We start from the raw sequence: 20,277 nt of genomic DNA on the forward strand, positions 1-20,277 counted from the left end.
CACCGGGTGTTACTTGCCCTCGCCGGGGCCGCCGCCGCGGAAGCTCGAGCTGTCCGGGTTCGGCCAGTAGCTGAGGTACCGCTGGTGGCGGTGGTAGCCGTTGCGGTAGTCCTCGATCTCGATCAGGCTGCCGCTCCGGTACGGCGAGACGGTGACCATGTCGTCGCCGTACCGCAGGAACTCCTTGCGGTCGCCGGAGGCACGGTCCAGTCCCTTCCGCTTGCTGTGGATCGCCTGGGCGACCTGGCTCGGGGTGCTGTCCGGATCGAGCCAGTCGCTTCCGGTCGCGGTGTACGTCTTCCTGATCCAGTCGCGCGGGACCGCGTCACTGTCCCCGCCGCTGGAGCAGGCGGTGAGCAGGGTCGCGGCCAGCACGGCCGCCACCGCCGCGCGGACGAGTCGGGCGCTGTTCATCGGGCCTCCAGCCGGCTGTACGTCGATACGATCTGGCCGTTCTGCGGGTACGTGTGCCAGGTGCGCCAGACGAGCCCGGCGCCGTGCGGTCCCTCGACCGTCTCGACGACCACCGCGGTGACCGCCTCCGGCGAACCGGGGAAGACTCCGCACAGGCTGTGCTCGGCGTCGGTGGCCTGGTCGAGGACCTGCGCCACCTCGGCACTGAACTCCTCCGGAGGCAGTCGGCGAGTGGTGGCGCCGAAGTCGTAGTCCCAGCCCGGCAGTTGACGGGTGCGGGTCTCGGGCAGACCCCTCACCGCGCCCTGCAGACAGGCCACGGTCTCCCTCACGGGACCGGCGAACACCTGGTGCGAGGCCCCGAGCAGCCGCAGCCGCACATCCAGCCCGCCGAGCGACACCACACGCTCCGCCAGTGCCGGACGCTCCGTCAAGTCCAGCGAGAAGCAGAGTTGATCCGCATCCGTGTCCAGGTAGGGGGCGTCCAGAGAAACGGCGTACACACGGCCCCCCGGTCGTTTCTTGCCATGATCAGCGCCCGATTATGACACATGTGTTCGCGGGGCTTGAGGGGTACGGAGAGATGGGTGGCGCCACCGGCGCCGCGCCGGCCCACGGGCTCAGGTGAGAGCGGCCGCCAGGCAGGCGAAGGCGGCGATGATGACGGCGACGCGGACGTAGTGCCAGCGGTCCCAGCGCTTCATCTGCTCCTTCCAGTCGGCCGGACGGCTGCCGGCGGTCCACGTCTTGACCCGGTTGTTGATCGGGACGAGCACCAGGATCGACATGAGCACACTGACGATCAGCAGCGCGGCGGCGGTCACGACGAGGCCGGTGCCGTCGTCGTCCCGTCCGGCGACGGCCCAGACCCCGACGAGGGCGAGCGAGCCGATGTACCAGAACGGCATCACGGCGCCGCCCAGTCGGGCCCCGTGGACGCGGGCGCGCAGGCCGTTGTCGCCGGGGAGCGCGTTGAGGATCGGGTTGCTGAAGAAGGGGACGGAGAACTCCACCCCCACCAGCACGCCGACGACCACGATGGTGACGACCTCAAGTGCATTGAGCATGATGACCCCTCCGGGATCTAGCGCTGCTAGATAATGATGCAACGCTATAACTGCTGTCGCTCGGTTGTCTAGCATTGCTAGGATCGAATCATGTCGGTACAGGAACGCAAGCAGCGCGAACGGGCCAGCCGCGAGCGCCTCATCGTGGCCACGGCCCGCGAACTCGCCGAGCAGCAGGGCTGGGACGCGGTCACCACCCGGCGGCTCGCCGAACGCATCGAATACAGCCAGCCTGTCCTCTACAGCCACTTCCGCGGCAAGCGCGAGATCATCGGCGCCGTCGCTCTGCAGGGCGCTTCCGAGATGGCTGTGGCGATGCGGGCCGCGACCGCCGCCGCCGACGGTCCCCGCGCCCGGGTCACCGCGCTGGCCCGTGCCTACCTCGTCTTCGCCGAACGCCATCCGGCGGTCTATGACGCCCTGTTCCAGCTCGACGGCGGCCTGGCGTACGCGCAGGAGGACACCCCCGAACCGTTGAAGGACGCCTTCGCCGCGCTGCTGGAGTGCCTCAGTGAGGTCGCCGGGGACGGCGTGCGCCCGGAGCTGTTCACCGAGACGTTCTGGGCGTCCCTGCACGGACTGGCCACCCTGACCCGAGCGGGACGGCTCCCGCCGGAGGACACCGAGCGCAGGACCGAGCTGCTGGTGGACCGGCTCGCCACGCTCTGACGGCCCCGTCCCGGACGGCACACGGCCGGGGTCCTCGGGCCCCGCTGCCTGCCTGCGGCCTCGCTTCCGGTCACTCGCGCCCACACGGCACAGCCGCAGATCGCCGGCCCCGTACCCCCGACGGGGCGGCTGACCCGAACTTCCCCGTCTGGGAGCTCTTCGTCGGCGGCCGGCTCATCGGCTGCACCACTGTTTTCAACGCAACGCCGGAGTGGGGCTGGACTGGCCATGTCCGCGGGGCCGTCCCCGGTCTCGGTGAGCGTGGTGGCTTCGCGGATGCCCTTACTTCTCGCCCGGGTTGTTCCCTTCGGCCTCGGCGTTTTCGGGACCGGCAGGCAGTACGTACGAGCCCTTGCCGGGGACCGTGTAGATCAGTCCGCGTTCCCGGAGCTCGCGCATCGTGCGGCGTGCGGTCATCTGGGCGATGCCGTACTCGTCGGCCAGCGATGCGGGCGTGGGGATCATGCGGTCGGGCGCGTACTCCCCGCTCGCGATCCTCGCTTCGAGGACGTCTGCGAGCTGGGCGTAGAGGGGGCGTCCGGATTCCGGATCAAGACTCATGGCTCGACATTAGGCAGTCGTACATGTGTCCACATTACTAGCTCTAGCTACATCGTGATACATCTAGGTACATCACGCACTGCGGTGGAAGCGCAACGCAAGAGAAACCCCGGCGGTGCGCTAACACCCCGGGGCATGGCCGCCAACCCTCTGGAGGTTGACGACGTGCGCAACCGTATCGCGGCCACGCTGCACCGGGCCCTGTGTCCTGTAGTGCTGCTGATCCTCTGTCTGGCACTGCCTGCCACGGGGACGCGGCGCAAGGCGACGCGTGAACCAGGTCGAACCATCGTGACCCGTGGCAACGTGACGGATCCTGGCCGCCCGGTGGCGCGTCTGGCCACCCCGCGTTCCCCGTACAGCACCGACCGGGCCATCCTCGACGGAGCGTCGTCGGCCCTGTCGCGGCCGTATCTGCCCGACCGCCTCGACGTCTCGCCTTCCGAAACGGCCGTAGCGCCTCGGACTGCACGTGTACGGCCCTACTGGACCGCACGTGAACGAGCCGTGCGCTTGCGGCGTCGCGCCGTCACGGTGCTGGCCGCCGACTTCCGCGTCAGCTTCGACATCCGTGACATTCACTCCGTACTGGACGGGGTGAGGTCCCGATGACCGGCGTCGCGATCATTGCCAGGTGCGGGACGATCCGCGCCTCCATGTTCTACCGGGCCCCGGTCTTCAGCGAGGCTGAGGCGTGCGTACGGGAGGCGGGGCACAGGGGGTACCACCGGGACACGCGGGGCGGCATGTGGGACGTACGCCCCCTCGGATTCGACTCGAACACCGAGAAGGGGGCGGCCAAATGAGTGACGACCAGGAACCCCCGTACGTATCCGGGCGCTGCACCATCGGCACCCACGACCGGTGCCGGGACGCCGAACCCCGTGAGAGTGGTGTCCCCGGGCTGCGCTATCTCGTGTGCGCCTGTCCGTGTCACCGTCCGCCACCGATTCTGGCGACGAGAGTGTGCGTATGAACGTCAATGCCTCTACAGGACAAGGGAGGCGCAGGTAGGGGCGGACCACCTTGGGACAGTCGCGCTCGCCGGCGAGTTGGATGAAGACGGAGGACCGACACACATCTCCGCCCGCTCGTGGCCTGTTCGGTCACCTTCGTTCACCAGGACTCCTACAGTCTCGGCGAGGGCGACCGGCGGCAGCTTCTAGGATCTGCGGCATGGCGACACGACTCGTGCAGATCAACATGAAGGCCCAGGACGACTCCGTGCTCGGCCGGTTCTGGGCGGAGGCACTCGGTTGGGGTGTCGACAGCGAGGGACCCGGCGTGACCAACCTCGAACCCGTGGGTTTCGCCTACCCCGACCCCGTGGCCGTCTGCATCGACATCATCACCCGCCCGGAACCCAAAACCGTGAAGAACCGGGTGCACCTTGATCTGGCCACCACCTCGACCGCCCATCAGGCGGAGTTGGTCGCGCGCTTGAAGGATCTCGGTGCGAGGCTCGCCGACGTGGGGCAGGGCGACGTCCCCTGGACGGTCATGGCCGACCCGGAGGGCAACGAGTTCTGCGTCCTGGAGCCCCGTCCGATCTATCAGGACACCGGGCCGATCGCCGCGGTGGTGGTCGACTGCACCGACCCACGAGCAATGGCCCGGTTCTGGGACCAGGCGATGGACTGGACGCTGCACGAGGTCACCGACGACCAGGCGACCATGCGATCCGCCAAAGGCGTCGGTCCCTACCTGGAGTTCGTCCGCACCCCCGACGCCAAGAGTGTGTGGAACCGCGTGCACCTCGACGTCTGCCCCTACCCCGGTGACGACCTGGCCGCAGAGGCAGCCCGGCTGCGCGCCCTGGGCGCCACCGACCCTGGTATCGACCAGTCCGCAATCTCCTGGACGGTTCTGGCCGATCCGGAGGGCAACGAGTTCTGCCTCCTCACGCCTCGCTGACCTTGAGCGGCTCCGGCTGATTTCGGGCCGGCCCCGACGAGGATCCGCTCGTCGTGAGGCGCTGGGACTACGAACCGGACGTGTGGGAGGCACTGCTCGGTCGGTACGGCTACGTGGATGTGCGGACGCAGGTACTGCCCGCGCCGCCCGGCCCGCGCACCGTCGGCACGCTCATCGTCCGGGCCCGCGCCTGATGGCGCATCTGCTTTGGGACGTGGGCGTACCTACATCCGGCTGAGCGAAGCCGCCGCGAACAGCACGTCTCTGATGGCTGCCCGGTCTCCGTCCTGGCCTGCTGCCGCGTCCTCCGGGGGGACGTGGCCCGCGGCCAGTTGGCAGAACTCGACGCCGTCCAGGGCGACGTGGGCGACCTCGTGGGCGGCTGAGGGGAGGGCGGCGGGGGAGTCCAGGGGGATCAGCCATTCGCCGCCGCCGGAGCCCTCGATCTCCAGGCGGAGGCTGCGGCCGGGCTCGCCGGCCGGGACCAGGTGGCGGGCGGTGCGGTTCGGGGAGGCCAGGCCGGCCCGGCGGCGGGCGGCGAGGGCGTCCGGGAGCATGCGGGCCGCGAGGTCGATCATGCGGTGGAGGTGGCGTGGGGCGGGCGGCTGGTAGGGGTAGTCGACCGCGTCCGCGATGTCGCCCGCGTGCACCCAGCACTCGAAGGCGCGGTCCAGCATCGCGTCGCGCAGGGGTAGTTCGAAGTCGCCGTACGGGACGGGCAGTTGCCCCGAGCCGCCGCCCGCGAAGGACGCCGTCCGTACGATGCCGTGGCTCTGCTCCCGCCAAGGGACCCGTACGGAACGGGTGTGCGGGAAGTGCGAGGCACGCCAGTACGCCTCCGTACGGCCTGCAGGGGTGGGCGCGACCGGCGTCTCCGGCTTGACGGTGAGCGGGTCGTCCAGGCCCAGGGCGACCGCGACCAGGCCGTCCACGCTGAGGAGGTGGGCGATGACACCGGCGACCGTCGTACGGCGGGTCGTCTGCTCGTCGTCCTTGAACCAGCGCAGCCGCACGGGCGCGTGCCACTCGGCGTCGCCGAAGTCCTGGAGGAGGGCGTCGAGGCGGGCGGTCTCGGCGTCGTACGCGGTCGCCCACTCCGGTACCGGGATGCGCGGTGGGCGGCGGTCGAGGCAGCCCTCCAGGACGCGGGTGCGCAGGGTCGGGTCCAGGTCGAGGGGCTCCGGGCGCTGGAGGAGCTCGACCGCCTCGCGCAGCCGCCTCGCCTCGTCGGCGCAGGCACCGCAGTCCCCGAGGTGCTCCTCGACGGCCAGCGTCTCCTCCGGCGCACAGGCGGCCAGCGCCCACGCACCGAGCAGCGACCTCAGCACGTCGTGTTCGAGGACGAGGGGGAGGGGGAGCGGTGTGGCGGGTGCGCCGGGAACTTTGCGCGCCTCCGGCAGCAGTCGGCCGGTGTCCTCGACCGAGGAACGGGGCATCGGTATGCGCGGCGGGCCGTCACCGGCGCTGGGCTCCTTGCCGTCACCGTTCTCGGGACCCTGAGGACCCTGGGAACCGGTGGCGCCTTGAGGGTCGTACCCCTTGGGCTTCTCCCAGTCCTCGTCCTTGTGGTCCTCGTGGTCCTCGTGGTCGCCGTCGTACGCGCCCGATCCGCCCGCGCCGGTCACACCGCACCGCCGTATTCGGGGGGTCCCCCGGGTGTGCCGGTGTCGTGGGCCGTGGACAGGAGTTGGAGGCCGAGGCGGAGGCGGCGGCGGGCCTCGGCTTCCGTGACGCCGAGATCTACGGCGGTCTGGCGGTAGTCGCGGCGTTGGAAGTACGCCAGTTCCAGCGCGGCGCGCAGCGGGGCGGGCATGGACGTGACGATGTAGTCGGCGCGGGCGGCGACCGAGGCGCGGCGCACCCTGCGCTCCAGTTCCTCCAGGGAGCCCGTGGAGTCCGTAGAGCCGGGGGAGCCCGTGGCGGCTGGGGAGTTGGTGTCCTCGACCGTGCCGGCGAGCGCGGCTGTCTCCGTCTGGCGCAGGCGCTGTACGGCGAGGCGGTGGGTCAGGGTGGCGACCCAGGAACGCAGCGGGCCCTGTTTGGGGTCGTACGCGTCGGGATGCTGCCAGACGTGGGCGAAGACCTCGCGGGTGACGCGGTCGGCGGCCTGCTCGTTGCCCAGGACACGGTGGGCGAGGCCGTGCACCAGCGAGGCGAACCGGTCGTACAGCTCACCGAGCGCGGCTGCCTCCCCGCGTGCGAGCCGCTGCTGCATCTTGCGGTCCCAGCGGGGCGATGTGTCCTTCTTCGCCATGCGGCCCCCTCACCCCCGTACGTCCCAGTTGTGCCCTTGCCGTGTTCCTGTCCAGGTCCGGCGGCTGTTCACCGCTTCTTCGAATGTAGTCGGCAGCTCTGACAAGCCACTCCGCTTTGCGGCAATGTGGGCCCTCCGAAGGTCCACGGATGGTAGAGAACACACTCGGGGTGAGCTGATTCCGACCCATTTTGATCGAACGGGATCGCGGGTGACCGAAACAAGCCCTCCGTAAACCGCTTGCAAACCTCTTGCGGTCGAGGCCGTGCCGATGTGCGGTGTTTCATGGCGCGACTGCTGGGCAGCCGCGTCGACAGGAAGCGTAGGACAGGCTTCCGTTTCCGTCGGACGAGAGGCGTGATGGTGGCGTTCAAGGTGACCGACGGCGAGCGCGGCGGCTGGATCGTGCTTCAGGTGTCCGGAGAGATGGACCTGGTCACCTCGCCGGAGCTGCGCCAGCGAGTGCACAACGCGGTGGCCGAGGGCCGTCACCGCATCGTTCTCGACCTCTCCGAGGTCGTCTTCTGCGACTCCAGCGGGGTGGGCGTGCTCATCGCCACCCGTCGCCTGATGCGCTCCTGCCAGGGCCGCCTGCGGCTGATCCTGCCCGCGCAGGGAGCCGCGGACAGCGCCCACGCCCACCACGTCAACCGGGTCCTCGGCGCGCTGGGCGTCCGGCGGCTCTTCGACGTCTACGCGGACCAGACCACGGCCGCCGACGAGACAGCGGCACCGCTGCCGGCGTTCACGCGCGCGTGACGCCCTTGTAGCGGGTTTTCCCCAGTCTTGGCACAGGCGTCGCTTTTTTGCCCCCGTCGCCGCCGGGGCGTCGTACGCTCCGTGCCAGAAAGACACCTCGACAGGACGTCGACGTCTACGCAGAGGCGGGACGCGAGACGCGAGACGCACAGGTAAGGCGGGCCCGACAGACATGGTCAGCTCCGAGTACGGGCGGAAGATCGCCGCCCGGTTCGCCACCTTCGACCAGGACGGCAACGGCTACATCGACCGCGTGGACTTCAACGTGGCCGCCAAGGCGCTGCTCGCCGAGTTCGGCACCCCCGCCCGGTCCGAGAAGGGCCAGGCCCTCTACGGCGGTGCCGAGGCCTTCTGGCAGGGCATGGCCGGCATAGCGGACCGGGACGGCGACCAGCGCATCACCCGCGACGAGTTCGTGCACGGCGCCGTGAAGCGGCTGCGGGACAACCCCGCCCGGTTCGCCGAGATCGCCCGCCCGTTCCTGCACGCGGCCCTGGCCGTCGCGGACCTGGACGGCGACGGCGCGGCGACGGTCGGGGACACCGAGCGCGTGCTCAAGGCACTCGGCGTGCCCGAGGACATCGCCGCCACGGCCGCCGCGACCCTCGACACGGACGAGGACGGCCGGGTCGCCGAGACGGAGATCGTCGACGCGTTCGCCCGCTACTTCACCGTCGCCGACTCCGACCTGAACGCCGACCTGGACGCCGGCTCGGAGTAGCGCTCACGCAGCTTGTACTTGAGCACCTTCCGCAGGGTCTCGTTGCGAGGAAGGGCGTCCACCACCTCCAGCCGCTCCGGCAGCTTGTGGACGGACAGCCCTTCCGAGCGCAGGTAGGCCGTGAGGGCGGCCAGGGTCAACTCCCCGGCCCCCTCCGGCTGTTGTGCCGCCTCCACCACCGCGCACACCAACTCCCCCCGCTCCGCGTCCGGCAGCCCGACCACGGCGACATCCTGGACGCCCGGATGCGTGTGCAGCAGGTCCTCGATCTCCTTCGCCGAGATGTTCTCGCCCTTGCGGATGATGACGTCCTTGAGCCGCCCGGTGAGTACCAAGTGCCCGCTCTCGGTGAGGAATCCCAGGTCACCGGTGCGCAGAAAGCCGTCCGCGTCGAAGGCCTCGGCGGTCTGCGCCGGATCCAGATATCCCTGGCACACGGCCTCCCCCCGCAAGCGCACCTCGCCGCCCACCACCCGTATCTCCATCCCCTCCGGCGGACGCCCCTCCGTCGTCGCGAGGTTCTCGACCGTGTCGTCCGGCGCCCCCATGGTGATCATCGGCACCTCGGTCATGCCGTACCCGTGGGTGAGCTGCACCTTCATCTCGCGTACGACACAGTGGTAGACGTCCGGCGGCTTCGGCGCCCCGCCGCCCGCGAGGAGCCGCAGGGACGGGATCACCGGAACGCCGGGCTGCTTGCGCTGCTCGGCGAGGAACATCGAGTAGAAGGCCGTGGACCCGCCGGCCACCGTCACCCCGTGCCTGCGGTACCCCTCCAGCGCGTCCGGCAGCGCGAACTGCTCGAACATCACCGCCGGGAAGCCGTACAGCAGCAGCATCACCGTGTAGTCGGGCCCGGCGATATGGGCGTACGGGAACGCCATCGACCCCACGTCGGACGCCGTGAGCCGCAGCGCGTGCGCGAGACACGAGCCGCCCGCGATGAGCGAACGGTCCGTGTGGAGCACGCCCTTGGGGTCGGAGGTCGTGCCCGACGTCCAGTAGATCCAGCGGACGGCGGTGCCGTCGGCGGGCGGGGGCGGCAGCAACGACGGGTCCCCGTCCGGGAGTTCATCGTCCCCGTAGGCCTGGAAGACGCCCTTCGCGCCGAGCCGCCGCGCCATCTCCAGGTAGTCGAAGCCGCGCCACACGCCCGGTACCGCGAAGAACTCCGCCTTCGACTCCCGTAGCGCGAAACCGACTTCGCGGTCCCGGTAGAAGGGGATGACCGGTGACTGCACGGCGCCCAGGCGGGCCAGCGCGAAAGAGAGCAGAGCGGTCTCGATACGGGTGGGCAGCTGCCAGGCGACGACGGTGCCGGGGCGTACGCCCATGCCGTACAGGCCCGCCGCCACCCGCTCGGAGCGGGCGCGGAGTTCGCCGAAGGTGAGGGCGCGGTCGTCCTGGAGGAGGACGGGCCGGTCGGGGGTGAGCTCGGCGCGGCGGGCGACCAGCTCCCAGAGGGTACGGGCCGAACCCAGGGCGTGCGCGGTGGCGGTGGCGGTGTCGGCGTTCACGGGTGCCCCCTGTGGCTGACGGACAGTCAGATTGTGCGGGGAGCGTAGGCCTTGATGCCTTGTCGGTCCATAGGCGCGCGACTAGCCTTCTAGGGGTCAGGAAATCTGACGGCCCGTCAGATAGGCCAGATGGATGAACGGCTGGACGGCTGGACGGATGGCTGGACCGAAGACACGTCAGCAGGCGGAGGGGACCATGACCGAACTGCCCCGCATCATCAGCGTCGACGACCACGTGATCGAACCCGCGCACCTCTTCGAGACCTGGCTGCCGGCCAAGTACCGGGACAGGGGGCCGAAGCCCTTCACCGCCGGCATCGGTGAACTCGCCTACGTGGGCGGCAAATACCGGATCACGACCGACCCCGAGGGCCAGATCACCGACTGGTGGCAGTACGAGGACCTGCAGTTCCCGTACAAGCGGATCATCGCGGCCGTCGGGTTCTCCCGGGACGAGATGACCCTCGACGGCATCACGCGCGAGGAGATGCGGCGCGGCTGCTGGGACCCGAAGGCCCGGCTCGCGGACATGGACCTCAACCATGTCGAGGGCTCGCTCTGCTTCCCCACCTTCCCGCGGTTCTGCGGGCAGACCTTCGCCGAGGCCAAGGACAAGGAGGTCGCGCTGGCGTGCGTACGCGCCTACAACGACTGGATGGTGGAGGAGTGGTGCGGCGACAGCGGCGGCCGGCTCATCCCGCTGTGCCTGATCCCCTTGTGGGACGTCGAGTTGGCGGTCGCGGAGATCCGGCGCAACGCGGCCCGCGGGGTGCGGGCGGTGACGTTCTCGGAGATCCCGACCTACCTCGGGCTGCCGTCGATCCACTCCGGCTACTGGGACCCCTTCTTCGCGGTGTGCGAGGAGACCGGGACGGTCGTCAACATGCACATCGGCAGCAGCAGTCAGATGCCCGCCGCCTCCCCGGACGCGCCGCCCGCCGTACAGGCCTCGCTGAGCTTCAACAACGCGATGGCGTCGATGATGGACTTCCTGTTCAGCGGGGTGCTGGTGAAGTTCCCGGCGCTCAAACTCGCCTACAGCGAAGGGCAGATGGGCTGGATCCCGTACGCCCTGGAACGCGCCGACGACGTGTGGGAGGAGCACCGCGCGTGGGGCGGGGTCAGGGATCTCATCCCCGAACCCCCGTCCACGTACTACTACCGGCAGATCTTCTGCTGCTTCTTCCGCGACAAGCACGGCGTCGCCTCGATCGACATCGTCGGGCGCGACAACGCCACCTTCGAGACCGACTACCCGCACGTCGACTCGACCTTCCCGCACACCAAGGAGGTCGCCCTCGACCATGTGAAGGGCCTCGACGACGAGACCGTCTACAAGCTGATGCGCGGCAACGCCATCCGCATGCTCGGCCTCGACCTGGACAAGTAGTGGACCTCGCCGACATCCCCGAAGAGGCGGAATTCCGGGCGCGGTTGAGGGAGTGGTTGGGCAAGGTTCTCCCTTCGCTTCCTGCCAAGCCCTCGCCCGATGACTGGCCCGGGCGGCGCGCGTACGACCTCGGCTGGCAGCGGACGCTGTACGACGCCGGGTACGGCGATGTCCACTGGGGCGCCGCCCCCGCCGTACGGATGATCTTCCTGGAGGAGACGGAGAGAGCCGGCGCGCCTTACGTGGGCGCCAACTTCGTCGGGCTGCTGCACGCCGGGCCGACGATCGCCGCCGAGGGGAACGAGGACCAGAAGGCGCGTTGGCTGCCGCCCGTGCTGCGCGGCGAGGAGGTCTGGTGCCAGGGGTTCAGTGAGCCGGACGCCGGTTCCGACCTCGCGGCGCTGCGCACGCGCGCGCGGCGGGACGGCGACCACTACGTGGTCAGCGGCGCCAAGATCTGGACCTCGCACGCCGAAGTCGCCGACTGGTGCGAGCTGTTGGTGCGGACCGACTCGGAGGCGCCCAAGCATCGTGGCATCACCTGGCTGGCCATGCCCATGGACGCGCCCGGCATCACCGTACGGCCGCTGCGCACGCTCGCGGGGTCGAACGAGTTCGCCGAGGTCTTCCTCGACGAGGTCCGGGTGCCCGTCGCCAACCGGGTCGGCGACGAGAACGACGGCTGGCGCGTGACCATGGTGACGCTGTCCTTCGAACGCGGCACCGCGTTCGTCGGAGAGGTGGTGGCGTGCCGCCGCGTGCTGGGTGAACTCGCCCGCACGGCACGGGAGAACGGGCGCTGGGACGACCCGGTACTGCGGCGGCGGCTCGGGCGGCTGAACGCCGAGTTCCGCGCGCTGTGGCGACTCACGCAGTGGAACGTGAGCGAGGCGGTGCCCGGGGTCGGCGGGTCCGTCTTCAAGCTGCGGTACTCGCAGGCACGGCAGGAGCTGTACGAGGCCGCCGCCGAGGTGTTGGCGGAGGGCGGGGCGGCGCTGGACCTCGATCACCCCTGGATGCTCGACCGGCTGTCCTCCCTCTCGTACACCATCGCGGCCGGCACCTCCCAGATCCAGCACAGCATCGTGGCCGAGCGCATTCTCGGGCTGCCGAAGGGGCGGTGACAGCGCACATGCGGTTCCAACTCACCGAGGATCAGCGGGCGTTGCGGGACGGCGTACGAGGGCTGCTGGCGGCGCGGTTCGGGCGCGAGCGGCTTCGGGACGCCGTGGAGACGGCCGGGGCGGCCGGGCTGGACCGGGGCCTGTGGCGGGAGTTGGGGGCCGCCGGGTTCTTCTCCCTGCGACTGCCCGAGGCGGCGGGCGGGGTCGGACTGGGCCTGCCCGAGGCGGTGTTGGCGTTCGAGGAGGCGGGACGCGTCCTGCTGCCGGGGCCGCTGATCGCCACGCATCTCGCGGCGGGCGCGGTGCCGGGCGCGGCGACGGGAGAGACGGTGGTCACCCTCGTAGACAGTGGTGGGGTGGTGGAGTGGCTGGAGGCGGCCGATGTCGTACGGGGGGATGAGACGGGGGAGGTGGCGGGGGCCGCGGTGTCGATGCGGTCGGTGGATCCGCTGACGCCGTTGCACCGAGTGGGGGACGGGGTGGGGGACGGGGTGGGCGACCGGGTGCCCTCCGATCCGGACTCCGACGACTCGGACTGTACGGACGTACTCCTGGCCTCTCTCCTCACCGCCGCCGAGCAGCTCGGCACCGCCGCCCGGGTGTGTGAGCTGGCCGTGCAACACGCCCGGACGCGCGAGCAGTTCGGGCGGCCGATCGGGGCCTTTCAGGCCGTGCAGCACCTGTGTGCCGGGATGCTCGTGCGGACCGAGGTGGCCCGGGCGGCGGTGTACGCGGCGGCCGTCACCGCGGATCCGGCGGACATCGCGGCGGCCCGGCTGCTCGCCGACGAGGCCGCCGTACGCGGCGCCCGCGACTGCGTTCAGGTGTACGGCGGTATGGGCTTCACCTGGGAGTCGGACGTCCATCTGTATCTGAAGCGGGCGTGGGTACGTGCCCGGCGCCCCGGATCGCTGACGGAGTGTGAGGAGCTGCTCGCCGCCGAGTTGCTGGCCGAGCTGAGGTGACGAGGGCCGGGGCAGGGGCCGACCGGGGTGGCCGGATCGATGTCGCGGATCGTGGCGCGATCGCGCGGGTAGCGGAATCACTGAGCGTCGATACCGGGTTGTGTCCTGGGAGTGACTCGTCACGGCCTGGAGTCGTGTGTGTGCTCCGGTACCTTCTGTGGGATGCGAGTGCTTCCGAGCCCGAGCCATCCCGGTGTTGCCTCTGAGGCGGCCCCGGATCCGGCAGTGCGCGCCGCTCGCGGGGCGGGTCGGAGGTCCGTACCCGGTTCTGCGACCGCCTGTTCGACTCCCCGTGGCGAGCGTCGCACAGTATGCCTCAGGCGTACTCCTTCGCGTTGGAATATGCCTGAAGCGCTTGTTGGCGTGACTGTACGTCAACCATGCTTTCTCGTAAGGGAATCACGTTCCGTGATCCCTGATCTGGCCGTTGGCCCGCCTGTTGTTCTGGGCATGCGGAAAATGGCTACGATCGTGGCCCTCGTGCGGCGCGGGGCGATGTGTCCGCCGGTTCGGATGGTGTGAGCGGTGCAGGTCTTTCAAGTGCAGCTGGAGATCCGGCCCGACCCTGCTGAGGTGGGGAGAGCCAGGAGGTGGGTGCGGTCGCGGCTCGCCGTGTCCGGGGTGGCCGACGACGAGCCGCTGGCCGAGACGGTGATCCTCCTCGTCTCCGAGCTGGTCACCAACGCCGTGGTGCACACCGGGTGTCCGGCGGTGCTGCGGCTGTCGTTCCAGGGTGTGTCCGGTGCGTTCGGCGGGCTCGTGCGGCTGGAGGTCGCCGATCTGAGTTCCTGTCCGCCCGCACCCCGGCATGCCGACGGTGACGAGACCAACGGGCGCGGGCTCGAGCTGGTCGACGGGCTCGCCGACCGCTGGGGGTGGAAGCCCGAAGGTACCGGCAAGAGCATCTGGTGCGAGCTGGACCGCTGCGCGGCTCCGGCGCCGGGGGCTGTCACCGCGTGCGGCGGCGGCGGTGGTGGTGGGAGTGCTGGGGGCGGTGGCGGGGGTGGAAGTGTCGCCGCCGTCACGGCCACTGCCACCGTTTCCGCGTACGGGGGGATGGCGGCGTACGAGGTGGTGTGACGCCCGGGGCGAGGTGGCGCCCGGTCGGTACGGCGCTCGGCGGGGCATGCGTGCAGAAAGCCGGGGTTTCCGGGCCGGGTGTGGTGCGGTGCGCCGGGGTGTGCCCCTGTGCGCGGTTGTCGCAAATAAGGACGTAAGTGGTAAATCCCCGAACGGCTGTTGACGTGACGTGACCGTATGAACACGCTTGTGTTCAGCGATCCGCTGCGAGGGGACGGCGAGGGCTTCGGCGACGGGGGCTCTCGGCGAGTGCGGATCGCTATTCGGCGCCGGCTCCTTCAGGGGCAGGGGGGTGGGGGCGGGAAGGCCGAAGACGGGTGGCGGCGCGCGATGCCGAACTTGGGGTGGGCCTGGCGCGCCGCCGGCCGGCAGGGCCCTTCGGGGTCTTGGGAGTTTTAGGGATTTCGGTGGCCTTCTCGTCCTTCAGAGGATGGCCACCGGGGCCACCGGGCCGCCCGTGGCTCCCGTGAACGGCTCGGGTGTCGCCGACAGCAGGAACGCGTACCGGTTTTCTTGTCCACAGGCTGTGGACAACTTTTCGAGATTCCAGTTCTGGCCCTGTGGCATCCCCATCTCCACCAGGTCGAGCGCGTGTACGGGCATCCAGAGATCCTCCGACTCCGGCGGAAAAATCTCAAAGGTGAGCGTGTCGTTCGCGACGGCCGCGACATCCCGCGCGTGGAACCACTCCGGCGTACGGATCGACAGCCCGGGCGAGGGATACGTGTATCCGTGCTTGTCGCCGGCCAGGTACGCCTGGATCTGCCCCGTCCGTACGAGCACGATGTCACCGGCACGCACGCGCGTGCCCGCCAGTTCCTCCGCCGCGTCCAGGTCCTCCGGGGTGACCGCGTGTCCGCCGTCGAGCCGGTCGACACCCCGGGCGCGGGCCACGTCCAGCAGCACCCCGCGCGAGACGACGTGCCGCACCTTGTCGATGCCTCCGAACCCGGCGCCCGCGTGTGCGGTGATCGTGTCCGCCGGGCGCCCGTTGTAGAGCTTCCCGGAGTGGGAGGCGTGGGCGAGGGCGTCCCAGTGCGTGCCGGCCTGGAGCCCCAGGGTCGCGATGTCGTCGCTGGTCGCGACGGTTCCGCCGCCCGGCGGTCCGAACAGCTCCTGGTTGATCTGGATCATGGCGTGTACGGGGTTCAGCCGGCCCGGAATCGCCCCGGTCTGGACGCCGTCCTGCTGGAGGGGCAGGGCGAGGGGGACGCGGTGACCGGTGCGGACGGTGGCGGCGGCGTCCCGTACGACCTGGTCGGTGATCAGGTTGAGGGTGCCGATCTCGTCGGACGTCCCCCAACGCCCCCAGTTGTTCACGCGTTTGGCGATGGCGTGGAACTCCGCAGGCAATGACATGGGTCCGGTCCCTCCCGGGGCTTGCGTCGGGATATCTGACGGGTCGTAAAATCTAACGGTCCGTCAGAAACCGCGGGAAGGGGCCGGCATGGGGAACTTCTTGGCAGGCAAAGTGGTCGCCGTGACCGGCGCGGGCCGGGGGATCGGGCGGGCGGTGGCACTGGCCGCGGCGGCCGAGGGCGCGCGGGTCGTCGTCAACGACTACGGGGTCTCGATGGCGGGCGACGAGCCGACGAGCTCCGTCGCCGAGGCGGTGGTCAAGGAGATCCTGGCGGCGGGCGGGGACGCGGTCGCCGTCGCCGACGACATCTCCACGATGGCGGGCGGGCAGCGGGTGGTGGACGCCGCGCTGACGTCGTACGGCCGACTGGACGGTGTGGTCTGTGTGGCGGGGATCCTGCGCGAGCGGATGCTGTTCAACATGTCCGAGGAGGAGTGGGATCCGGTGATCGCCACCCATCTGAAGGGCACGTTCACGGTGTTCCGGGCGGCGTCGGCGGTGATGCGGGCGCAGCGCTCCGGGACGCTGATCGGCTTCACGAGCGGCGCTCACCAGGGATCGGTGTCGCAGGCCAACTACAGCGCGGCGAAGGGCGGGATCATCTCGCTCGTACGGAGCGCCGCGCTGGGGCTGCACAAGTACGGGGTGACTGCGAACGCGGTGGCGCCGATCGCGCGTACGCGGATGTCGGCGAACGTGCCGACGGAGCTGACGGAGATCGGGGAGCCGGAGGATGTCGCCGCGTTGGTGGCGTACCTGCTGTCGGAGCGGGCGCGCGAGGCGCGGATCACCGGGCAGGTGTACACGATCGCGGGGCCGAAGATCGCGGTGTGGGCGCAGCCACGGGAGTTGCGGGCGGCGTATGCGGAGGGTTCCTGGACGCCGGAGCGGATTGCGGAGTTTCTGCCGGGGTCGGTGGGGGTGGATCCGATGCCGTTGCTGGAACGGGTTGTTGCGCCGAACGCCCAGTAGCTCGGGGGTGCGTGTTGTGGGGCGGGTGCGGGTGCGTTGTGGCTGGTCGCGCAGTTCCCCGCGCCCCTAGGTGGGTGTCGGCGTCCGGTGTTGAGAGGAGAGGCCCGTGGATTTTGGATTCGGCTTCGACGATGAGGTGTTCCGGACGGAGGTCAGGGAGTGGCTTGGCGCGCATGTGGTTGAGGGGGCGCACGATCGGCGTATGTGGGAGCGCACGCTCGGTAAGGCGGGCTGGGTCGGGCTGGGGTGGGGGGAGGCGGGGTACGGAAATCGCACCGCCACGCTCACCCAACAGGTCGCCTGGGCCGAGGAGTACGCCCGGTCGGGCGCCCCCACCCGGTCCGGGCACATCGGGGAGAACCTGCTCGGGCCCACTCTCCTCGCACACGGGACCCCGGCCCAGAAGGCCCGGTTCCTGCCGCCCATCGCAGCGGGCGACGAGATGTGGTGCCAGGGGTACAGCGAACCGGACGCCGGGTCCGACCTCGCGGGGATACGTACGGCCGCCGTGCGCGACGGCGACGACGGCGACGTCTATCGCGTCACCGGGCAGAAGATCTGGACCTCGCTCGCCCACGAGGCCGACTGGTGCTTTGTGCTCGCCCGTACGGGAGTTGGTTCGGTCCGGCATCACGGGCTCAGTTTTCTGCTCGTGCCCATGGACCAGCCGGGGCGTATCGAGGTGCGGCCCATCCGGCAGATGACCGGGACCAGCGACTTCAACGAGGTCTTCTTCGACGGGGCGCACGCGCGCGTGGAGCACGTCGTCGGGGGTGAGGGCGGCGGCTGGCGGGTCGCCATGAGCCTGCTCGGGTTCGAGCGCGGTGTCTCCACCCTGGCCCAACAGATCGGCTTCGCCGAGGAGTTGGGGCGGGTCCTGCGGGCGGCCGTCGACAGCGGCGCGGTGCGGGATCCCCTCGTACGGGAGCGACTGGTGCGGCAGTGGGCCGAGTTGCGGGTGATGCGCTGGAACGCGCTGCGCACCCTGGGGAGTTCAGGGGATGCGGGGGCGCCGAGCGTGGCCAAGCTGCTGTGGGGCGGGTGGCATCAGCGGCTCGGGGAACTGGCGATGCTGGTGCGGGGCGCGGAGGCGGGGGTCGGACCGTCGGACTGGACGCCCTCGTCACCGTACGAACTCGACGCCGCACAGCAGCTGTTCCTGTTCTCCCGGGCCGACACGATCTACGGCGGCTCCGACCAGATCCAGCGCACGGTCATCGCCGAGCGGGTGCTCGGCCTGCCCAGGGAACCCAGGGCCAACGAGCCCAAGGAACGACAAGGACCCGAGGGGGTCGGCTGATGCGCGGTGTGGTGTTCGACGGGGCGCGGATCGAGGTCGTGGACGATCTGGAGGTGCGGGATCCGGGGCCGGGGGAGGTGCTGGTCGCGATCTCGGCGGCGGGGCTGTGCCACAGCGATCTGTCCGTGGTGGACGGGACGATCCCCTTCCCTGTCCCTGTCGTTCTCGGGCATGAGGGTGCGGGGGTGGTGGAGGCCGTCGGGGCCGGGGTCGCGCATGTGGTGCCCGGGGATCACGTGGCTCTGTCGACGCTCGCGAACTGCGGGGCGTGCGCGGAGTGCGACCGGGGGCGGCCGACGATGTGCCGGCACGCGATCGGGCGGCCGGGGCGGCCGTTCACGCGGGGCGGGCGGCCGGTGTTCCAGTTCGCGTCCAACTCGGCGTTCGCCGAACGGACGGTGGTGAAGGCCGTGCAGGCGGTGCGGATACCGAAGGACATCCCTCTGCCCTCCGCCGCGCTCATCGGGTGCGGGGTGCTGACCGGGGTGGGCGCCGTGCTCAACCGGGCCCGGGTGGACCGCGGGGACACCGTCGTGGTGATCGGTACGGGCGGGGTCGGGCTGAACGTCCTCCAGGGCGCGCGGATCGCGGGCGCGCTGCGGATCGTCGCCGTGGACGCCAACCCGGCGAAGGAGACGGTGGCGCGGCGGTTCGGCGCGACCCACTTCCTGATGTCCACGGAGGGCGTACGGGACGTGCTGCCGACCGGCGCGGACCATGTCTTCGAGTGCGTCGGACGCGTCGAACTCGTCCGGCAGGCCATCGACCTGCTCGACCGGCACGGCCAGGCGGTCCTTCTCGGCGTACCGCCCGCGACCGCCGAGGCGTCCTTCCTCGTCTCGTCGATGTACCTGGACAAGTCGATCCTCGGCTGCCGTTACGGGTCGTCGCGGCCCCAGCGGGACATCGCCCTGTACGCCGAGCTGTACCGCGAGAGGCGGCTGCTGCTCGACGAACTGGTGACGGAGACGTACCCGGTCGAGGACTTCGAGAAGGCGGTGGCGGACGCGGAGGCGGGGCGGGTGGCTCGGGGGGTGCTGACGTTCTGACGCCGGGCGGCCGGGCGGCTATGCCCTGGGGGAGTCGCTCCCGTCCACCCCGGCACCCCCGGCACCCCCCGCCCGGAAGGTGCGGCGATACGCGGTGGGGGTGACGCCGAGGGACGACTGCAGGTGCTGCCGCATCGACTGGGCCGTGCCGAAGCCCGCGTCCCGGGCCACCTGGTCGACGGAGAGGTCGGTGGACTCCAGGAGCTGGCGGGCCCGTTCCACCCGCTGCCGGGTGAGCCAGTGGCCGGGGCTGACGCCGACCTCCTCGCGGAAACGGCGCGTGAACGTACGTACCGACATGGCCTCCTGCTCGGCCAGGTCCCGCAGCTGGATCGGCTCGTTCAGGCGGGTCAGCGCCCAGGCGCGGGCGGCGGTCGTGGTCGCCAACTGGGGTTCCGGTACCGGGCGTTGGATGTACTGCGCCTGCCCGCCGTCGCGGTGCGGCGGTACGACCGTACGGCGGGCCACCTCGTTGGCGACGGCGGCGCCGTGGTCGCGGCGCACCATGTGCAGGCACAGGTCGATCCCGGCCGCGACGCCGGCCGAGGTCAGCACGTCTCCGTCGTCGATGAACAGGACGTCCGCGTCGACCCGGATCTTCGGGAAGATCCGCTGGAAGTGCTCGGCGTCGGCCCAGTGTGTGGTGGCCGGGCGGCCGTCGAGGTGGCCGGCGGCGGCGAGCACGTACACGCCGGTGCAGATGGAGGCGAGCCGGGTGCCCGGCCGGATGTGGGTGAGGGCGGCGGCCAGCTCGTCGGTCAGCACGCCCTCCTCGAAGACCGGGCCGAGTTCGTACGACGCCGGGACGATCACCGTGTCGGCGGTGGCCAGGGCCTCCGGGCCGTGGGCGACGTGGATGGCGAAGTCGGCGTCCGTCTCGACCGGGCCCGGCGGGCGGATCGAGCAGGTCACGACTTCGTAGAGGCGCCGGCGACGGGCGTCCTTGGGGCGGCCGAAGATGCGGTGCGGGATGCCCAGCTCGAAGGGGAGCAGGCCGTCGAGGGCGAGAACGACGACGCGGTGGGGACGGAAGTCCGTGTCCGTGTCCGTGCCCGTGCTCGTGTTCTTGCTCGTGTCTGCTTCGGCTTTCGATCGCTGGTGGGGCATGGCCCGATCCTAGCGAATACTGTCCTCCCGGCCACTCGTTCAGGGAGTTCGCAG

General features: G+C 70.5%; 23 protein-coding genes. 14 read left to right on the forward strand and 9 right to left on the reverse strand.

Annotation, left to right across the window (positions count from 1 at the left end; genetic code table 11):
• Positions 1 to 9: 9 nt before the first annotated feature.
• From ACH4TV_RS38740 to ACH4TV_RS38750, 3 genes are all read right to left on the reverse strand, one after another.
• Positions 10 to 414: a DUF4247 domain-containing protein gene (locus tag ACH4TV_RS38740; protein WP_398406024.1), complete on the reverse strand. Its 405-nt coding sequence runs from the start codon at positions 412 to 414 to the stop codon at positions 10 to 12.
• Positions 411 to 917 carry a DUF2617 family protein gene (locus ACH4TV_RS38745; RefSeq protein WP_398406025.1) on the reverse strand — a complete coding sequence of 169 codons (507 nt, stop codon included), beginning with the start codon at positions 915 to 917 and terminating at the stop codon, positions 411 to 413. Before ACH4TV_RS38745 ends, ACH4TV_RS38740 begins: the two co-directional genes overlap by 4 nt.
• A gap of 117 nt (positions 918 to 1,034) precedes the next feature.
• A complete protein-coding gene (locus ACH4TV_RS38750; protein WP_398406026.1) occupies positions 1,035 to 1,481 on the reverse strand; it encodes an anthrone oxygenase family protein in 447 nt (148 codons plus the stop codon).
• Between the two features lie 90 nt (positions 1,482 to 1,571).
• Here ACH4TV_RS38750 and ACH4TV_RS38755 point away from each other — a divergent pair, with 90 nt between their 5' ends.
• Positions 1,572 to 2,150, forward strand: coding sequence for a TetR/AcrR family transcriptional regulator (locus ACH4TV_RS38755; RefSeq protein WP_398406027.1), 579 nt, complete (start codon positions 1,572 to 1,574; stop codon positions 2,148 to 2,150).
• 282 nt (positions 2,151 to 2,432) lie between these two features.
• On the opposite strand, the gene ACH4TV_RS38760 is transcribed toward ACH4TV_RS38755, so the two are convergent.
• Positions 2,433 to 2,711, reverse strand: coding sequence for a GntR family transcriptional regulator (locus ACH4TV_RS38760; RefSeq protein ID WP_398406028.1), 279 nt, complete (start codon positions 2,709 to 2,711; stop codon positions 2,433 to 2,435).
• A gap of 135 nt (positions 2,712 to 2,846) precedes the next feature.
• Between ACH4TV_RS38760 and ACH4TV_RS38765 the strand changes: the two genes are divergently transcribed.
• The 4 genes from ACH4TV_RS38765 to ACH4TV_RS38780 all read left to right on the forward strand — a co-directional run bounded on the left by ACH4TV_RS38765 (position 2,847) and on the right by ACH4TV_RS38780 (position 4,819).
• A complete protein-coding gene (locus ACH4TV_RS38765; protein WP_398406029.1) occupies positions 2,847 to 3,323 on the forward strand; it encodes a hypothetical protein in 477 nt (158 codons plus the stop codon).
• Entirely contained in the window at positions 3,320 to 3,517 is a 198-nt protein-coding gene (locus ACH4TV_RS38770) for a hypothetical protein (protein WP_398406030.1), read from the forward strand. Before ACH4TV_RS38765 ends, ACH4TV_RS38770 begins: the two co-directional genes overlap by 4 nt.
• A 370-nt stretch (positions 3,518 to 3,887) precedes the next feature.
• Positions 3,888 to 4,625, forward strand: a complete 738-nt coding sequence (locus tag ACH4TV_RS38775; protein ID WP_398406031.1) for a VOC family protein — start codon at positions 3,888 to 3,890, stop codon at positions 4,623 to 4,625.
• Positions 4,626 to 4,678: 53 nt separating this feature from the next.
• On the forward strand, positions 4,679 to 4,819 hold the full coding sequence (locus tag ACH4TV_RS38780) for a hypothetical protein (protein ID WP_398406032.1): 141 nt from the start codon (positions 4,679 to 4,681) through the stop codon (positions 4,817 to 4,819).
• Positions 4,820 to 4,849: 30 nt separating this feature from the next.
• On the opposite strand, the gene ACH4TV_RS38785 is transcribed toward ACH4TV_RS38780, so the two are convergent.
• Together ACH4TV_RS38785 and ACH4TV_RS38790 are read right to left on the reverse strand one after the other, a co-directional pair.
• The gene (locus ACH4TV_RS38785) at positions 4,850 to 6,250 is read right to left on the reverse strand and encodes an MDMPI N domain containing protein (RefSeq protein ID WP_398406033.1); all 1,401 of its coding nucleotides are present in this window, start codon (positions 6,248 to 6,250) and stop codon (positions 4,850 to 4,852) included.
• Complete coding sequence (locus ACH4TV_RS38790) at positions 6,247 to 6,879, reverse strand: sigma-70 family RNA polymerase sigma factor (RefSeq protein WP_398406034.1); 633 nt, start codon at positions 6,877 to 6,879, stop codon at positions 6,247 to 6,249. Before ACH4TV_RS38790 ends, ACH4TV_RS38785 begins: the two co-directional genes overlap by 4 nt.
• Before the next feature lie 357 nt (positions 6,880 to 7,236).
• Here ACH4TV_RS38790 and ACH4TV_RS38795 point away from each other — a divergent pair, with 357 nt between their 5' ends.
• Positions 7,237 to 7,638: an STAS domain-containing protein gene (locus ACH4TV_RS38795; RefSeq protein WP_398406035.1), complete on the forward strand. Its 402-nt coding sequence runs from the start codon at positions 7,237 to 7,239 to the stop codon at positions 7,636 to 7,638.
• A gap of 172 nt (positions 7,639 to 7,810) precedes the next feature.
• Positions 7,811 to 8,359 (forward strand): EF-hand domain-containing protein, encoded by a 549-nt coding sequence (locus ACH4TV_RS38800; protein ID WP_398406036.1) that lies wholly within the window; start codon positions 7,811 to 7,813, stop codon positions 8,357 to 8,359.
• Here the strand turns inward: ACH4TV_RS38800 and ACH4TV_RS38805 are convergent.
• Entirely contained in the window at positions 8,302 to 9,876 is a 1,575-nt protein-coding gene (locus ACH4TV_RS38805) for a class I adenylate-forming enzyme family protein (protein ID WP_398406037.1), read from the reverse strand. The two genes, ACH4TV_RS38800 and ACH4TV_RS38805, sit on opposite strands and share 58 nt — an antisense overlap.
• 196 nt (positions 9,877 to 10,072) lie before the next feature.
• Here ACH4TV_RS38805 and ACH4TV_RS38810 point away from each other — a divergent pair, with 196 nt between their 5' ends.
• The 4 genes from ACH4TV_RS38810 (at position 10,073) to ACH4TV_RS38825 (ending at position 14,435) form a co-directional block, all read left to right on the forward strand.
• Positions 10,073 to 11,266, forward strand: coding sequence for an amidohydrolase family protein (locus tag ACH4TV_RS38810; protein ID WP_398406038.1), 1,194 nt, complete (start codon positions 10,073 to 10,075; stop codon positions 11,264 to 11,266).
• Positions 11,266 to 12,390 carry an acyl-CoA dehydrogenase family protein gene (locus ACH4TV_RS38815; protein ID WP_398406039.1) on the forward strand — a complete coding sequence of 375 codons (1,125 nt, stop codon included), beginning with the start codon at positions 11,266 to 11,268 and terminating at the stop codon, positions 12,388 to 12,390. Before ACH4TV_RS38810 ends, ACH4TV_RS38815 begins: the two co-directional genes overlap by 1 nt.
• An 8-nt stretch (positions 12,391 to 12,398) precedes the next feature.
• Complete coding sequence (locus ACH4TV_RS38820) at positions 12,399 to 13,355, forward strand: acyl-CoA dehydrogenase family protein (protein WP_398406156.1); 957 nt, start codon at positions 12,399 to 12,401, stop codon at positions 13,353 to 13,355.
• A 525-nt stretch (positions 13,356 to 13,880) separates the two neighbouring features.
• Entirely contained in the window at positions 13,881 to 14,435 is a 555-nt protein-coding gene (locus tag ACH4TV_RS38825) for an ATP-binding protein (protein ID WP_398406040.1), read from the forward strand.
• Positions 14,436 to 14,858: 423 nt separating this feature from the next.
• Here the strand turns inward: ACH4TV_RS38825 and ACH4TV_RS38830 are convergent, their stop codons facing one another.
• The gene (locus tag ACH4TV_RS38830) at positions 14,859 to 15,794 is read right to left on the reverse strand and encodes a cyclase family protein (protein ID WP_398406041.1); all 936 of its coding nucleotides are present in this window, start codon (positions 15,792 to 15,794) and stop codon (positions 14,859 to 14,861) included.
• 88 nt (positions 15,795 to 15,882) lie between these two features.
• Between ACH4TV_RS38830 and ACH4TV_RS38835 the strand changes: the two genes are divergently transcribed.
• From ACH4TV_RS38835 to ACH4TV_RS38845, 3 genes are all read left to right on the forward strand, one after another.
• Positions 15,883 to 16,767, forward strand: coding sequence for an SDR family NAD(P)-dependent oxidoreductase (locus ACH4TV_RS38835; RefSeq protein ID WP_398406042.1), 885 nt, complete (start codon positions 15,883 to 15,885; stop codon positions 16,765 to 16,767).
• Between the two features lie 106 nt (positions 16,768 to 16,873).
• Positions 16,874 to 18,067: an acyl-CoA dehydrogenase family protein gene (locus ACH4TV_RS38840; RefSeq protein WP_398406043.1), complete on the forward strand. Its 1,194-nt coding sequence runs from the start codon at positions 16,874 to 16,876 to the stop codon at positions 18,065 to 18,067.
• Positions 18,067 to 19,116 (forward strand): alcohol dehydrogenase catalytic domain-containing protein, encoded by a 1,050-nt coding sequence (locus ACH4TV_RS38845; protein ID WP_398406044.1) that lies wholly within the window; start codon positions 18,067 to 18,069, stop codon positions 19,114 to 19,116. Before ACH4TV_RS38840 ends, ACH4TV_RS38845 begins: the two co-directional genes overlap by 1 nt.
• An 18-nt stretch (positions 19,117 to 19,134) precedes the next feature.
• On the opposite strand, the gene ACH4TV_RS38850 is transcribed toward ACH4TV_RS38845, so the two are convergent.
• On the reverse strand, positions 19,135 to 20,223 hold the full coding sequence (locus ACH4TV_RS38850) for a GlxA family transcriptional regulator (RefSeq protein WP_398406045.1): 1,089 nt from the start codon (positions 20,221 to 20,223) through the stop codon (positions 19,135 to 19,137).
• Positions 20,224 to 20,277: the final 54 nt, after the last annotated feature.

It is taken from the genome of Streptomyces sp. NPDC020898, from assembly GCF_044333925.1.
Taxonomy (GTDB): Bacteria; Actinomycetota; Actinomycetes; order Streptomycetales; family Streptomycetaceae; genus Streptomyces.